The following is a 16,451-nucleotide window of genomic DNA, read 5'->3' on the forward strand; positions in this document are numbered from 1 at the left end:
GCTAAAACTCGAACTGATAGAGCAAATCAAGTGCCTGATCTACGCCAGACACTGCTTCCAGATATAGCTTAGGCATCAGACGATAACGTAGCGTGAGTGTCGCTAAGGAGTCAAATATACCCACACCATATTTCACCTGCAGACCTGGCAGTACGTATCCGCTGACAACCACCTGAGATGAGTCGCCCACCCCTTGCGTGTCCAGTGCCAGATTGCTTACGCCAAATGTCTCCCCGATTTTACCCACAACCTGACCACTTTGTGCAACCCCCAGACCAATAAGCATTGAGGTCATCGCTGCGCTATCGCTCTGCTCGCTATCCAGCCCTTGTCCGCGTAGCAGGTAGGAAAGCGCCATTTGCTGCGACATTGCCGGGTCAGAGAAGATCTCCGCCTTCGGTTCATCGGCGGTACCAGTGACGCGAACGCCAGCGATCACGTCGTCTTCGGTGGCATCCGGGTTACGAATCGCTTCGATGTTGAGCAACGGCTGATCCGGCGGACCGGAGAACAACAGCTCGCCCTTACGCACAATCAGATCCTGACCATAGGCATGGAAGCGACCGCTCGGAATATTAATTTGGCCGTTCAGCCCCAGCCCCTGCTTATCCTGCACCACTTTCAGATCGCCCGTCAGACGCGCTTTCAGACCAAAGGCGTCAAGACGCACGTTGTTACCGACGTGGATGTTCAGGTTGCTGTTGATCGGAATGCCGGCAGTCTGCGGTTTCTCGGGCTGCAGATTGTTGTTAAGCATGACCATATCGCTGGAAACCCCAACCGCGCTTTCCGGCAGGTCATGTACCACGATACGCGCCCACGGCACATCCACGTTGCCATCAAGGGTGAACAGGCTTGGCGTGGCTTCAAAGACCACGTCCGGCGAGACATCCAGGCGGACCATTGGCGGTACGGTAATACGTACCCTACTGCCTTTAGCCGCGACGCGCGCCCGCCAGTTGTCTATCTGACTCCAGTCGGCATCGCCGCTCAGGTTAATTTCTCCCTGCTGCGTACGCACCACACCCGCCAGCGTTGAGCGTGTTCCTGTGAAGTTAACGGCTAACTGGCTTGGCTGCATGTCAAACGGCATAAAGTTACCGTCTATATCCAGACCGCTCAGTTGCAGCTGTCCGAGCAACTGCGGGCTTTGCACATCGCCGCCCAGCCGCAGGTTGGCGTTGATCATCCCTGCCGCTTTTTCACCGCGCGAGAAGATGGGGTTCACCATCGCCAGATTGAAGTTGCGAATATTGACGTTACCGCCCAGATTACGGCGCCCTTGCGGATCTGTTACCTGCACCTGTCCGTCAAACTGTCCGTTGTTGGTCAGACGAATCAGCCAGCCCAGCTCGGCACGGTTATTGTGCAGGTCGGCGGTCAGATTCAACGTCTCAAACGCCACGGGGAGCGGCGCATCATTCACGCTTTGCGTGACCTTCACGTTACGTCCGCTCAGGGTGACCTGCCCCTGTGGCAGCCCCTCTTTGGTGGTGTCCCAACTCACATCGGCTTTACCGGTGAACACGCCGCTGGCCTGGGTTGTCTCCGGCATAAACGGTTTTAGCATCGCCAGGTCGAAGCGGTTTAGATTCACCACCGCGCGCCCTTCCGCGCCCGCATCAATCGTCTGTGGTACGCACAGCTCCGCATTCGGGTTGTTCCAGCAGTGCGGTCCGATACTAATTTTTTGTTCCTGATTACGGTAATCCAGCGCGATAGCCCGGTTGAGCGACCACGGACCGACCGGCGTCTGGAAGCGGGTATTGCTTAACTCTCCTTTCCAGCGCTGTTCTTTGCGATCAAAGCTCCCGGCAAGATCCAGTTGCCCGGAAACCGGTTCACCCTGAATGCGCAACTGCAGCTCGTGCTGCTTTTCACTGCCTTTGGCGTTGAGCGTCACCAGGCCAATATTCACGTCAGGTTGTACAATCCGCTCTACGCGAACATTAAGATTACCGGCGATTTGCTCGGCCGATTTCACATCCCCTTCAACACGTACCTGAGCAACGGAAAGTTCCTGCCAGCGCAGACCACGGGCGGTAATATCCGCCAGCAGCTGTGGTGCTTCAACCGTACCGCGAACTTTTACCAGCCCTTTCGCCGTACCACCCAGCCCCGGCAGCGCGTTATCCAGGCTTGGGGCATCAATCGTCGCGTCGAGGTTGAGGTCTTTAACCCCCAGTTCACCTTTTACGTCCGCACTGTTGCGTCCCAGTTCCAGATGCAGGCCCGGGATCGTCCACTGCAGGTAGCTGTTCCCCTTCAGCGAACCGTTCACATTGACCTTATTCTGCTTCACGTTGCCGGTCAGCTTCAGCTCGGGAACCTCCATCTGCCAGCTTCCGCCGTACAGACTGCCGCGAGTTTTCACCAGGCCATTCAGTTTTGACGGCCAGTCCGGGATCGCTTTTGCGGTGTTGATACCATCCAGCGTTAGCTCCCCACGCCAGCTGATCGCCTGCTGCCAGTCCACCAGTGCTTTCAGCTCGGTTTTCCCTTCCAGCGCCGCAACGCTGAGTTTGTCGAGATTGATCTGCTGCTCGTTGCCTTTGGCGTCCAGCGTGATGGTAGCCGGTGGAATATCCTGACCTTTCACGGCGGTACGCATCGACAGCGTATAGTCGGTCATCTTACCGGTCAGTTTGAGTTTGATGTCATCGGCCTGGAACTGTTTCTCACCGGTAAACGGCCAGTAAACCTGCTTACTCACCACCTCAATGTTGAGCGGTAATCCGGCTTCAGCCAGACGCGTCTGTGCACGCAGGTCCATATCCACCGGACCAGACAGATTGACGCCGACTTCCAGCTGCTCGCGCAGCGCGCCGCCGACCTTCAGCTTCACCTTTTCGCCTTTTAATGGGTCGATGTTTAGCGTGCTGTTTAACGTAATATCAACCGGCCACGTGTCGGTCAGTTGCGCCGTGCCGCTGGCTTTTACCGTTCCCTGATTCGAGTCGATGTCCAGCGCGTCGAGCTTCATGTTGCCGTCAATGCTGCTCACTTTTAGCAGCATGCTATGGACCGTTAAATCCGTATCTCCGGTCACGCGCAGCTGCTCGCCGCGAAACTCTTCAATATTGAGATTGAGCGGCAGATGGACATCGGTCATTTCCGGCAGCACCGGTTGTGAGAACAGATCTTTTAGCGTTTCGCCGAGCGGCTTTTCATCCGGCTGCGGGTTTTGAATCTTCGGTTCGACAACCTCTTCCTGCGCCACTTCCGCCACTTTGGGCAGAGCAATCAGCAGCCCCTGTAATGACGTTGGCTTCAACGTCAGCGTTTTTTCCTGCCAGTTCAGGCCGGAGGTAAAATCCAGCACCGAAACCGTGGTGTCATCGATTTTGATATTGATGTTGTTAAGCGCCACGCGTGAAAGCGTGATGGGGTAAGGCGTGGAAAGGTTAAGCGGACCGCTCTCTTCTTCCTCAACCGGCGCGGATGGCGGCATCTTTTTGCTGTCGATCGCCACATTGATGTTTTTCAGTGCCAGATCGTTGACGCACAGACTGCTGTCCCACAGGCAGTTAAGCCCCACAGCCAGATGCACTTCGCCGGCATTCACCGCCACGCCAGGCTGGTCATAACGAATATTTTTCAGTGATAAATCCCGCCAGCCGCCGGTGACCTGACCAATCTCCAGCCCCGGAACCCAACGATTAGCTGCTTTGAAGATCAGATGCAGGCCCGAGGTGGTACCGACGAGGAACGCCACCGTGCCTAACAACAGCAGGATAAAAATCAGCACACCGAGGCTTATCTTCTTCCATAAACTCATAATTCAGGCCCCAGACCGATGTAAAACTGTAAACCATGTTCATCTTTGTCGCCGACCGGGACGGCAAAGTCGAGCTTGATAGGGCCCACTGGTGATTGCCAGCGTACGCCGACCCCGGCACCGGTTTTGAAATCGCTTCGGCGAATATCGCTGACCGCTTCACCGCTATCGACAAACATCGCGCCCCACCATTTACCGGTCACGTTGTACTGGTATTCCAGCGAGCCAGTTGCCAGCTTGGAGGCCCCTTTCAGCTTGCCGTCGCTACCTTCCGGCGAAATAGATTTGTATTTATAGCCGCGAATACTGCGATCGCCCCCGGCGAAGAAACGCAGGTCCGGCGGTACTTTGTCGAAGTCTCCGGTTTCAATCCAGCCGAGATTACCGCGCATCACAAAACGATGGCGATCGTACAGCGTGCGGATCCAGACGTTTTGCGCCTGGAAAACGGAGAAATCAACATCTGACCCCCAGGCGGTGTTGGAGTAATCAATAGAATAACGCTGAGAGTCGCCCCAGACAGGCATCAAGCCGCCGCGTGAACGCGTCCGGCTGATCATCACGCCCGGATAGAGCAGCATAGTGGTGTTGGTGACGTTACCCTGGGTAAAGTGGTCGAGGCTCCAGCGCAGGTTAATCGCGCGCTGCCAGCCGCTGGAGAGGTCCCAGTAGCGGGAAACCGCAAGCGTTGTAGAGTCCTGCTCGGTGTCATTTAAATCGGTTCGCTTAAAGCCGCCCTGTACCAGGTAATACTGTTCCAGCGGGTTCTTTAACAGCGGCATTTTATAGCTGAAATCAAGCACCTGCTCTGGCGCCGAGATACTGGCGCTGGTCGTAAGGCTGTGGCCGTAGGAGTTCATCCACGGCTTTTTCCACGAGGTCTTCACCCGTGGCCCGACGTCAGTTGAATAGCCGACCCCGGTTTCGATGGTGTTTTCGGTGCGCGGTGAGACCACGCCTTTCAGCGGCAGCACTTTGGTTTTGCGGGCTTTATCAAACTCCGGCGCGACGACCACGGAGTTAAACCATCCGGTCGCCGACAGACGACGGTTCAGTTCGCCCAGATCTTTCGACTCGTACTCTTCACCTTCTTTAAAGGGCACCAGATTTTGCAGATACTCATCGCGAATTTGCGAGCCTTCAAAGGTGACATGCCCAAAGCGATAGCGTTCACCGCTGTTGTAATCGATATCCCAGAACGCCTGGCGGCGCTCAAGCGCTATTCCAAGCTGGCTTTTATTAAATTCACTGTCGAAATAACCTTTGCGCAGCGCCACGCTGGTGAGTGACTTTTTGAAGTTGTCATAGTCCCCCTGATTCAGCACGGTGCCGATTGCCGGGCGCGTTTTCAACAGATCCAGATAATCTTTATCCGTACGCGCGCCACCACGCAAAATCACCTCGGTGCCACCAATCAGCACCGGCTCGCCGGGGGTCACTTTGGCGATCAGCACCTGGCGGCCTTTCGCCGGCGGTGGACGTAGTTCAAAATCAATGGTCGGCTCAAAGTAGCCCAGCGCTTTTAGCCCTTCGCGGATGGCATCATCAACGCGCGCACGAAAGCGTCGGTCTGGAGTGACTTCATCACTTTGAATCGTGGACAGCTGCGCACGGACGTTTTTCTCCAGCGGTCCTGATAATCCTTCGACCTGTAAGCGAACATTCGCGGCGGCGGCGGAGCCACTTAAGCACAGTAATCCCACCCAACATAACTGACGGATATGTGGCACATTTTCTCCTGAATATCCTTTTTTCCCACCCCTGGAAAAAAATACTATGCCGTTCCTCGGCTTAACAAAAAATCAACAATAAGAGTTGAAAAACAGACGACAACCCAAATATTTCTTATGTTTAACTCTAGACGTATTCACGCCGTTTATTGTGGGCAAAGACGCGTCTCGTTACAACCTTAACCCAAATGACTGATTTCGGGAGAACGGCCATGAGTTTATTTGATAGAAAGCATCTTGTTACTCAAGCAGATGCGCTACCTGGACGCAACACCCCGATGCCAGTGGCAACGCTGCATGCGGTTAACCAACATTCGATGACCAACGTGCCCGACGGTATGGAGACCGCTTATTTCGCCATGGGATGTTTCTGGGGCGTTGAGCGTTTATTCTGGTCATTACCCGGTGTATACAGCACGGCAGCCGGATACACCGGCGGCTACACCCCAAACCCAACCTATCGGGAAGTGTGTTCTGGCGACACTGGACATGCCGAAGCGGTACGCATCGTCTATGACCCGCATGTTATCAGCTACGAACAACTGCTGCAGGTGTTCTGGGAAAATCACGATCCGGCGCAGGGCATGCGTCAGGGGAACGACCAGGGTACGCAGTATCGCTCCGCCATTTACCCGTTAACGCCGGAACAAACCGCCGCCGCACAGGCCAGCCTTGAGCGTTTTCAGGCAGCAATGACCGCCGCAGGCGACGAGCGCACTATTACCACAGAAATCACTACGGCAACGCCTTTCTACTATGCCGAGGACGATCACCAGCAATATCTGCATAAAAATCCTTATGGATATTGTGGCATTGGCGGAATTGGCGTTTGTTTGCCGCCAGAGCGTTAATCCGCGATTAACGCGCTACCGTCACCCGCGCGGCATGGCGCGTTGCGTGGGTAACGGTGCCTCGATCCGTCACCTTTCCTTTCAGCAACAGGTTAAAAACCGGCGCAGAGGGGCGATTAAGACGGTTCTGCAGCAAATGCACCGCTTCCACGCCCAACGCCCGACAAGGAATCGTGATACTGGTCACCGCAGCAACGATATGCGCGTCCAGTTCCTGAACATCCGTCGTCATCAGCGACAACTCACCGGGTATCTCCACGCCAATCTTTTCCAGCACCCGCCGGATGCCCGTCGACATTGACGCCCCGGCGCAGAAAATAACTTCCGGCCACGCTTCACGCGGCGTCTCATTTAGCCAGTTGCCTATCGCCCGCTCTGATTCGTCCTCAGAAAAGCCCTCCGTTACCAGCAGATCGCGCCCGGTATCAAACGGTATTTGATACTGTCGGTAGACCTCCTTGATGCCCTCCAGACGCCAGTACATCGTTTCCCGACGCAGGCTGGTGACATGGAGAATACGCCGGTGCCCCTGATCAAAAAGATATTGCACAGCACGGTTGCCAATCGCCCGATGATCGGGGGATACCGCATCCAGCAACCCTTCCTGGTCCTGCGAATTAATCAACACGCAGGGTTTATCCAACAGTTGCGCCAGTTTATGCACGGTCGGGTCATCAATGCCGATAAGAATAATCGCATTAATATTCTTATTGTTGGCCTTTTCCTGAAAGACCTTGATGTCCGCACGTTGCTCATCCAGTCCGCAGTAACTCAGATAGACATCATGCGGCGCTATCGCCTCGGCAATGCCGCGTGTCACTTCGAGGTAAAATGCATCACCACGGGCGGTAAAGGTGCGCAACGGGGCGAAAACAGCAATGCCGTTGATCAACAACCGCCCGCTGGACAACGAATCCAGAACCCCCAGCCTGCGCGCGCAACTGACAATCGCCTCACGTGCTTTATCGCTGGTGTATGACTTTCCGCTAAGCACCCTCGACACCGTACTCACCGAGTAGCCCGTCAGAGCAGCAATTTCGTCCATTTTTAGCTTGCCAGACATTCTGTGACCTCACTCGCAATCAATCTTTGCAATTTTTTGCAAACGCAGTTCATTGACTCTAAAACACTTTTTCAATGACTGGACCAACTTCTTTTTCATCCTGCAACCGTTCTCACAAAATCACATTGTCGATATTCCAGGCGTTTCTTATGTTCCGCATATCCCTTATTTCTGACGAAAAAGGCACGACATAAAAAAAATACGCTTTGGCATTATTGGGGTTGGCAACATTGGTACCGTCCACGCACGCTACCTGCTGGCCGGAACGGTACAAGAAGCAGTGCTCGCCGCAGTGTGCGATAACAATCCGGATAAACATCCGGCGATCCGCCGGCTGGTCGGCGAAGAGGTGAGATTGTTCAGCGATGCGCGAGAGATGCTGGAAAGTGGGCTGATCGATGCCGTCATCGTCGCCACGCCGCATTATGACCATCCGGGTTTATCGATGATGGCCATGCGTCTTGGTATTCATACGCTATGTGAGAAGCCTGCAGGGGTCTACACCGCGCAGGTACAAGAGATGAACGCCTGCGCGCGCGAATGCGATGTGGTGTTCAGCATGATGTACAACCAGCGCCCCAATCCGCTGTATCAGAAAGTAAAAGATCTGATCGACAGCGGCGAACTCGGCGAGCTACGTCGATCTAACTGGATCATTACCAACTGGTATCGTTCGCAAAGCTATTACAACTCCGGCGGCTGGCGCGCGACCTGGAAAGGTGAAGGCGGCGGCGTGCTGCTGAATCAGGATCCGCACCAACTCGATTTATGGCAATGGCTGGTCGGCATGCCGGTACGCTTGCGCGCTTTTTGCCAGTTTGGCAAGCATCGTCAGATTGAGGTCGAAGATGACGTCACGGCCTACGCAGAATACGCCAACGGCGCAACCGGGGTGTTCATAACCACCGTCGCCGAAACGCCTGGCACCAACCGCCTCGAAATTGTCGGCAGCAGGGGAAAAGTGGTGGTAGAAGAAGGTCGCCTGCGCTTCTGGCGACTGCGTGAATCCGAAACCGAGTTCAACGCCCGCTGGCAAAACGGTTTTGGTGAGCCGGAATGCTGGGAGGTCACCATCCCTACCGAACCGGAATGCAGCGAGCACTATGTCATTACCCGCAATTTTACCGCCGCGATCCTGCACGGCGAGCCGCTGATCGCCCCTGGCCTGGAAGGCATTCGCGGCCTGACGCTTTCCAATGCGATGCACCTCTCTACCTGGACGGATGACTGGGTAGAGCTGCCGCTTGACGAGCAACGCTACTTCCAGCTGTTACAGGAACGTATCGCCTCTTCAGTGGAAAAAAATACGGCCAGCCGCACGCTGGACGCTTCCGATAGCTGGTAACGCGCAGGAGAAAATCATGCTGAACATTGCGATTGTCGGTACCGGGAATATCTCCCACAACCACATTCAGGGCTATTTACAGTTCGCGGATCGTTGTCGGATTGTTGCGCTGGTCGATATCTACCCGGAGAAAGCAGAGGAGAAGAAATCACGCTATGGCCTGAGCGAAGCGCAAGTCTTCCGCAGCCATCAGGCGATGCTTAACGCAGGCATTGAGGTCGATGTGGTCGATGTCTGCACGCCGCCGTACGTACACGCAGGCATCAGCATTGAAGCGCTGCACGCCGGAAAACATGTGCTGTGCGAAAAGCCGATGGCCGCCTCGCTCGAAGAGTGCGATGCGATGATCGCCGCGCAAAAGGCCAGCGGGAAAATCTTATCGGTCATCGCCCAAAACCGCTTTACCGATGCCTTCTGGCGTTTGAAAACCGTGGTTGATTCCGGGCTGGCGGGCAAGATTTGCCATGCGCAGGTGGATTCGTTCTGGTGGCGCGGACACTGTTATTACGATTTGTGGTGGCGCGGCACGTGGCAGAAGGAAGGCGGCGGCTGCACGCTGAATCACGCGGTGCACCACATCGACGCCATTCAGTGGATGCTCGGCTTCCCAACGGAAGTGGTGGCGATGATGACCAACGTCGCCCACGACAACGCCGAAGTCGAAGATCTTAGCGCGGCTATTTTCAAATACTCACACGGGGCGCTGACGCAACTGACCGCCTCGGTGGTGCATCACGGTGAAGACCAGAAAATTGTTATTCAGGGCGAAAAAGCGCGAATTTCTGCGCCGTGGCAAGTCCATGCCAGCCAGTCGGCGGACAACGGCTTTCCGCAAACGGAAAATAACGGTGAGCTGGAACAAGGTCTGGACGCACTTTTTCACGCGACGCCAGCGCTGCAATGGACGCTGCATACCGGGCAAATCGACAACCTGCTTAGCGCCATCGAACGACAAACCCGTCCGCTGGTCGATGGCGAACAGGGCAAACGCTCGCTGGAGCTGATCACCGCTATCTATAAATCCGCCATCACCCGCACGGTGGTGACGCTGCCCATCCACCACAGCGATGCGTTTTATCGCACCGGCGGCCTGATTGAAATCGCCCCGCATTTCTATGAGAAATCCGCCTCCGTGAGCAATTTTGCGGAAGTGGGCGCCATCCCTCTGGGTAAAGACTTAGATTCAGGAGTTAAATCATGAACAAGCAAGACGGAATGAACTACGCCCCTACCGGGAAGCCTCAGCCGGTCGTGAAGCCTGGCGAGTTTGTCATTGCCGCCGCCACGCTCGACCACGGCCATATCTACGGCATGTGCAACGGGTTGATTGAGGCAGGCGCCACGCTGAAATGGGTTTACGATCCCGATCCGCACAAAATAGATCAATTTTTGCAGCAGTATCCGCAGGCGCAGGTGGCAGATTCGCTCGAAACCATCCTCAACGATCGTGAGGTACAACTGGTTGCCGGGGCGGCTATTCCGTCTGAACGCTGCCCGCTGGGGCTAAAGGTAATGGCGGCAGGGAAAGACTACTTCACCGACAAGGCTCCGTTAACAACCCTTGCACAACTGGAAGACGCCAAAGCGATGGTGGCGAAAACCGGACGCAAATACGCAGTCTATTACAGCGAGCGTCTGCACGTTGAAAGCGCTGTCTTTGCTGGTCAGCTCATTCAGCAAGGGGCGATTGGGCGCGTGATGCAAACCCTGGGCACAGGGCCGCACCGTGAAGGCAATGGGCGCCCAGACTGGTTTTATGACAAACGCTACTTTGGCGGCATTCTGTGCGACATCGGTAGCCATCAAATCGAACAATTCCTGTTTTATACCGGCAACCGCGAGGCACACGTCGTCGCCAGCCAGGTACGTAACGTCAATCATCCGCAGTTCTCGCAGTTTGAAGACTTTGGCGATGCCATGCTGGCGGGCGACAACGGCGCAACGGGTTATTTCCGCTGCGACTGGTTCACGCCGCAGGGGCTCAGTAGCTGGGGGGATGGACGCCTGACGTTGCTGGGTACCGAAGGTTACATTGAGATCCGCAAGTATGTGGATATCACCAGAGGCGAACAGGACGTGGTGTATCTGGTGAATAAAGAAGGAGAGTTTCGTTTCCCGGTCGCAGGAAAAGTCGGTTTCCCGTTCTTCGGTGAATTCATTCTCGATTGTCTGAATCGCACGGAAAACGCCATGACTCAGGCCCACGCCTTTAAAGCCGCAGAGCTATGCGTGAAAGCGCAAATGCTGGCGAATGCCCGCACATAACCGGAGGTGACATGACAACACTCAATGCCGCCATCATCGGCGCGGGGGCGATTCACCGCAGCCACGTTAACGCCCTCCGGCTTTTGCCGGGGGTCACGCTGCGCGCGCTGGTCGATATTGATAGCGCCAACGGTTTGCAACAGGCCATGGCGTATAACTGCCGCTTTTACCAGAATTACCGTGAAATGCTGCTGGATAATGACATCGACGTCGTCCATATCTGTACACCTCATTTCGAGCACAAAAACATGATTACCGCCGCGCTTGCCGCCGGGAAACATGTGTTTTGTGAAAAGCCGGTGGGGTTGAATTGCACAGAAGTCGCAGACATCGCTAACGCAGCAGCGTCCGCCCAAGGCTTGCTGGGCGTGTGTTATCAAAACCGGCTTAATCCAACCAGCTTACGTATCCGCGACGAACTGGCGAAAAATACGCTGGGTAGAATGTTGAGTATTAAAGCGGTTTTGACCTGGTCACGCTCTAAAGCGTATTACAGCGAAAGCCCGTGGCGTGGGCGTTTTGCCAGCGAAGGCGGCAGTTTACTGATCAACCAGGCCATTCACACTCTCGATCTGATGCAGTGGTTCGCCGGCGGTGTAACGCGTTTGAAAGGCGTGGTGGACAGCGGCGAGCTGGCAGACGTTACCGAAGCCGAAGACTGCGCGATGGCGACCCTGCACTTTACCAACGGTGCCCGCGGTCTGTTTTATGCCAGCAACTGCAATACCCTCGATTCACCGCTGCTGCTGGAGATCCATTGCGAACACGGCATGCTGCAGCTCACGGATAACACCCTGTGGCGCGTTACAACGGATCGGCGCCTGAAGCTGGATTGCGACGGTTCACCGGACGGCCACAGTAAAAGTTACTGGGGCCTGGGCCACCAGCAGGCCATTCGTCAGTTTTATCATGCTATTACTCATGGAGGTCAAACAGAATATATCAATATTAATGATGCCCGCAAATCACTGGCGATGGTCGATGCTATTTATCATTCGTCTAAAACCCGACAATGGATAACCATTAATAATTAAAAATTAACCTGGCACTACAGAATTAATAAACATCAGCCGGATAATACCGGAGTACAAATACCCTACATACTGGAAAATATTATGGTCAAACCAACTGAACGCAGAGTCAGTTATGGTGTAGCGATCGGCTATGGCATTACTGATTTATTTGGCGGCGGTGCTTTCGCCATTATCGGAACCTGGCTTTTATTTTTTTATACCACCTACTGCGGTTTAAGTGTACTGGAAGCAGGCTCAATATTTGCTATTGCCCGCGTGATTGATGCGGTACTCAGCCCAATTATGGGTTACATCACTGATAACTTTGGCAACACGTGGCTGGGTCGACGATTTGGCCGCCGTCGCTTCTTTTTATTACTCAGTTCTCCTTTAATGTTTCTCTATGCTCTACTGTGGCTGACCGACATGGGTTACTGGTATTACCTGGGAACCTATCTGTCAATTGAGCTACTGTCAGCGATGGTGCTGGTGCCGTGGGAAACCCTCGCCGCAGAGATGACCAATCGCTACGAAGAACGCAGTCGCCTCTCCGGCGTGCGCATGATCTGCTCGCAGTTGGGCGGATTCCTTGCCGTCTCGGTACCCGGTATCCTGATGCAGTTCACCGGCAAAGATAATCCCTTTACCTATACGCTAACCGGACTGATTTTTTCCGTCGTGTTCTGTCTTGCCGTATTTATAACCTGGCGCTGTACATGGGAAGCCAAAGACGTTCAGGAAGAGACATTTCAAGCTGACTTACAACGAAATAGCGGGTTACTGAATCACCTTAAATATTTAATACTTGATCTGTTTTCGTCATTCCGTATCCGGGCATTTCGCTTGCATATCATTATTTATATTTTCTCATTTACCGCCATGGATGTATTCGGCTCGGTTTTCACCTATTACGTGGTGTATTGTTTAAGCCAGGATGCCGCCTCCGTTTCGGGCTGGTTAAGTATTGCCGCCTTTGCTTCAGTATTTGGCACCTATGGATTTATGCTACTACTGAACAAACTCAATATCACCCCGTCAGCGGCACTACGTCTTTCTTACACCTGTATATTTAGTGTATTACTCTTTTTATTTATTATTTATTACACTGAAACCCAGGTATCCAACATTCTGTTCTCGGCGGTATTTATTCTACTCGGTATGGCGCGTTCCGGCCTTTACTATATCCCATGGAATATCTACAGCTTTATTCCTGATATCGACGAAATGGTTACCCAACAGCGCCGTGAAGGGATTTTTGCAGGCGTTATGGTACTCACCCGCAAAAGTACCGTGGCAATCGCTATTTTGCTTATCGGCATGGTGCTGGAAGAGTCTGGCTTTATAAAAGGCAGCGGCGCACAGCCGGAAAGCGCGCTCCACGCTATTATCGGATTGATGATCTTTGCTACCGCGGCGCTGCTGGCGGTGAGTTTCTACGCGACCTACAAATTCAAACTCACCCGCGAAACCCACAAAGTTCTGCTTAAAGAGATCGCTCGCCGCAAGCTGGGTGGCAACTATCGCGACTGCGATGAAGAAACTCGGGTGGTGATCAAGCAACTTACTGGCTACGAGTACGATGAAGTTTGGGGTGGCAGCGCCACGCAGCGTGCGACGGGACGCGTCAGTCTCTCAGATGCAGAATAAGGAGCGCATCATGTACAACCCATGGAACAAAGCACGGGCGCAAAGCTGGTATCAACAGCAACCCTGGGGCTGCGGATTTAACTACTTGCCGCGCACCGCGGTTAACTGGCTCGAAATGTGGCAGGCAGAGAGTTTCGATAGCAGTACTATCGATCAGGAACTCGGCTGGGCCAGCCAGTATGGCTATAACCAGCTGCGAACAAATTTACCGTTTACCGTCTGGCAGTATGACCGTGACGGGCTTCTCGAGCGCATCAATATCTTCCTGAGCATTGCCCATAGCCACCGTATAAAAGTGATGCTGACGCTGCTCGACGACTGCGCTTTTTCCGGTGATGAGCCCGTTATCGGTCAGCAAAAACCGCCGGTTCCCGGCATTCACAACAGCCAGGCGGCGGGTAGCCCTGGGCGCGCCTGCGTGCTGGATCGGCGCTGTTGGCCGCACATTGAAGCCTACGTCAGAGATATCATCCGTTACTTTCGCCATGACTCGCGCATCAGCGCCTGGGATTTATATAATGAGCCAGGCAACGGCGGGATTTTTTGTCATACTGGCGAATTTGCCCGCTATGATGACAGGCTGGAAATCTACGCCTTAACCCTGATGACCCATCTGTTTAGCTGGGCCCGACAGGAGTCACCCTCTCAACCGTTGACCGTAGCAGCCTGGCATATTGACGATCGCGCGGCGTGCGGGAATGCGTTTACGCATCCTGTTGATATAGCGGCGCTGCGGCTTTCCGATGTGATTAGCTACCATGCCTATGTCGACACCCCTGGCCAGCTGTCTCTTCTGTCACAGTTGGCCGAATTTGGCAGGCCGCTTTTTTGTACCGAGTGGCTGGCACGCCATGTCGATAGCCGAATAGAAGAACAGCTGCCGCTATTTCGCGCCCAGCGCGTTTCCAGCTTCCACTGGGGGCTGGTACAGGGGAAAACGCAAACCTGGTTGCCGTGGCCGGATATCCCGCGGAACGAGACGACGGCGCAGCTATGGTTCCACGATGTGCTGAAGTCGGATGGTTCGCCTTATAGCGAAAAAGAGATGCAGATGGTGCGCAGGCTTAACGCCGCAGGATAAGGCCAAAAAAGCTCCTCTGGCGACTTTACAGTACCTTACGCTATACTAGCTTCTGAAATTACCGGTCCACTCCCTTCGGACCGGTTTTCATTGAATATTCCATTGGATTTATACTCTATGGATTTCGAGTTGCAGGCAGGCGGCAAACTCGTGAATCCCCAGGAGCATAGATAACTATGTGACTGGGGTGAATGAGTGCAGCTAACGCACCTGCAGCTTGAAAGACGACGAGTATCAACTTCTCCCTTCCGAGGATCTGACCTGAACGGTCGGATAAGATATGTTAAACAGTATTTTAGTCATTCTCTGCCTGATCGCCGTGAGTGCGTTTTTCTCGATATCTGAGATCTCGCTTGCTGCATCACGCAAAATAAAACTTAAACTGCTTGCCGATGAAGGCAACGTAAACGCACAACGTGTTTTGAAGATGCAGGAAAACCCCGGCATGTTTTTTACCGTCGTGCAAATTGGCCTTAACGCGGTCGCCATTCTCGGCGGTATCGTCGGTGATGCAGCATTCTCCCCGGCGTTTTACAGCCTTTTCTCGAAGTACTTCGCTCCAGAGCTGTCCGAACAGTTAAGCTTTATTCTGTCATTCTCGCTGGTTACTGGCCTGTTCATCCTGTTCGCGGATTTAACCCCGAAACGCATCGGTATGATTGCGCCAGAAGCTGTGGCTTTGCGTATCATCAACCCGATGCGCTTCTGCCTGCTGGTCTTCCGCCCGCTGGTGTGGTTCTTTAACGGTCTGGCAAACAACATTTTCCGTCTGTTTAAGATCCCAATGGTACGAAAAGACGACATCACCTCAGACGACATTTACGCCGTGGTCGAAGCCGGTGCGCTGGCGGGTGTTCTGCGCAAACAGGAGCATGAGCTGATTGAAAATGTGTTCGAACTGGAATCGCGTACCGTCCCATCTTCAATGACCTCGCGCGAGAATATTATCTGGTTCGATCTCCATGAAGATGAGCAAAGCCTGAAGAACAAGGTGGCGGAACATCCGCACTCCAAATTCCTGGTATGTAACGAAGATATCGACCACATCATTGGTTATGTCGATTCAAAGGATCTCCTCAACCGCGTACTGGCGAACCAAAGCATGGCGCTGAACAGCGGCGTACAGATCCGCAATACGCTGATCGTCCCGGACACGCTGACGCTCTCTGAAGCACTGGAAAGCTTCAAAACCGCAGGCGAAGACTTTGCCGTCATCATGAACGAGTACGCGCTGGTGGTAGGGATTATCACGCTCAACGACGTGATGACCACGCTGATGGGTGATTTAGTTGGCCAGGGTCTGGAAGAGCAGATTGTGGCGCGTGATGAGAACTCATGGTTGGTTGATGGCGGTACGCCGATTGATGACGTTATGCGCGTGCTGGATATCGACGAGTTCCCGCAGTCCGGCAACTATGAAACCATCGGCGGCTTTATGATGTTCATGCTGCGTAAAATCCCGAAACGCACCGACTCGGTGAAGTATTCTGGCTACAAATTTGAAGTGGTGGATATCGATAACTACAAGATCGATCAGCTGCTGGTGACGCGTCTGGACAGCAAACCTACTGTTCTGGTACCAAAACTGCCAGATGCAAAAGAAGAGGCAAAGGCGTCGTAACGCCTTACAGAAACATCAACGGCTCCTGTCCAGGAGCCGTTTTTTTAACTACTGCAT

Annotated in this window: 11 protein-coding genes; 8 read left to right on the plus strand and 3 right to left on the minus strand. The window is 53.9% G+C overall.

What is annotated here, in order from left to right:
* Nucleotide 1 precedes the first annotated feature (1 nt).
* Nucleotides 2–3,778, minus strand: a complete 3,777-nt coding sequence (gene tamB, locus SK34_RS20570; protein WP_016149465.1) for an autotransporter assembly complex protein TamB — start codon at nucleotides 3,776–3,778, stop codon at nucleotides 2–4.
* Nucleotides 3,775–5,508 carry an autotransporter assembly complex protein TamA gene (tamA, locus tag SK34_RS20575; RefSeq protein ID WP_003025718.1) on the minus strand — a complete coding sequence of 578 codons (1,734 nt, stop codon included), beginning with the start codon at nucleotides 5,506–5,508 and terminating at the stop codon, nucleotides 3,775–3,777. The genes tamB and tamA overlap by 4 nt, the downstream gene beginning before the upstream one ends.
* A gap of 212 nt (nucleotides 5,509–5,720) precedes the next feature.
* Here tamA and msrA point away from each other — a divergent pair, with 212 nt between their 5' ends.
* Nucleotides 5,721–6,359: a peptide-methionine (S)-S-oxide reductase MsrA gene (msrA, locus tag SK34_RS20580; protein WP_016149464.1), complete on the plus strand. Its 639-nt coding sequence runs from the start codon at nucleotides 5,721–5,723 to the stop codon at nucleotides 6,357–6,359.
* Nucleotides 6,360–6,366: 7 nt separating this feature from the next.
* Here msrA and SK34_RS20585 read toward each other — a convergent pair whose 3' ends face one another.
* The gene (locus SK34_RS20585; protein WP_032948399.1) at nucleotides 6,367–7,422 is read right to left on the minus strand and encodes a LacI family DNA-binding transcriptional regulator; all 1,056 of its coding nucleotides are present in this window, start codon (nucleotides 7,420–7,422) and stop codon (nucleotides 6,367–6,369) included.
* 190 nt (nucleotides 7,423–7,612) lie between these two features.
* Between SK34_RS20585 and SK34_RS20590 the strand changes: the two genes are divergently transcribed.
* The 7 genes from SK34_RS20590 to SK34_RS20620 all read left to right on the plus strand — a co-directional run bounded on the left by SK34_RS20590 (nucleotide 7,613) and on the right by SK34_RS20620 (nucleotide 16,394).
* Nucleotides 7,613–8,767, plus strand: coding sequence for a Gfo/Idh/MocA family protein (locus SK34_RS20590; RefSeq protein WP_048234089.1), 1,155 nt, complete (start codon nucleotides 7,613–7,615; stop codon nucleotides 8,765–8,767).
* A 16-nt stretch (nucleotides 8,768–8,783) separates the two neighbouring features.
* Nucleotides 8,784–9,968 (plus strand): Gfo/Idh/MocA family protein, encoded by a 1,185-nt coding sequence (locus tag SK34_RS20595; RefSeq protein WP_048234090.1) that lies wholly within the window; start codon nucleotides 8,784–8,786, stop codon nucleotides 9,966–9,968.
* On the plus strand, nucleotides 9,965–11,032 hold the full coding sequence (locus SK34_RS20600; RefSeq protein ID WP_048234092.1) for a Gfo/Idh/MocA family protein: 1,068 nt from the start codon (nucleotides 9,965–9,967) through the stop codon (nucleotides 11,030–11,032). The genes SK34_RS20595 and SK34_RS20600 overlap by 4 nt, the downstream gene beginning before the upstream one ends.
* Nucleotides 11,033–11,043: 11 nt before the next feature.
* Entirely contained in the window at nucleotides 11,044–12,066 is a 1,023-nt protein-coding gene (locus SK34_RS20605) for a Gfo/Idh/MocA family protein (protein WP_003839535.1), read from the plus strand.
* Nucleotides 12,067–12,147: 81 nt separating this feature from the next.
* Complete coding sequence (locus SK34_RS20610; RefSeq protein ID WP_003839533.1) at nucleotides 12,148–13,692, plus strand: MFS transporter; 1,545 nt, start codon at nucleotides 12,148–12,150, stop codon at nucleotides 13,690–13,692.
* 10 nt (nucleotides 13,693–13,702) lie between these two features.
* Nucleotides 13,703–14,773, plus strand: a complete 1,071-nt coding sequence (locus SK34_RS20615) for a glycoside hydrolase 5 family protein (protein ID WP_048234094.1) — start codon at nucleotides 13,703–13,705, stop codon at nucleotides 14,771–14,773.
* 280 nt (nucleotides 14,774–15,053) lie between these two features.
* Nucleotides 15,054–16,394: a polyamine export protein PaeA gene (locus SK34_RS20620; RefSeq protein ID WP_003025713.1), complete on the plus strand. Its 1,341-nt coding sequence runs from the start codon at nucleotides 15,054–15,056 to the stop codon at nucleotides 16,392–16,394.
* The last annotated feature ends 57 nt before the right edge of the window (nucleotides 16,395–16,451 follow it).

This window comes from Citrobacter sp. MGH104 (assembly GCF_001034485.1).
Taxonomy (GTDB): Bacteria; Pseudomonadota; Gammaproteobacteria; order Enterobacterales; family Enterobacteriaceae; genus Citrobacter; species Citrobacter freundii.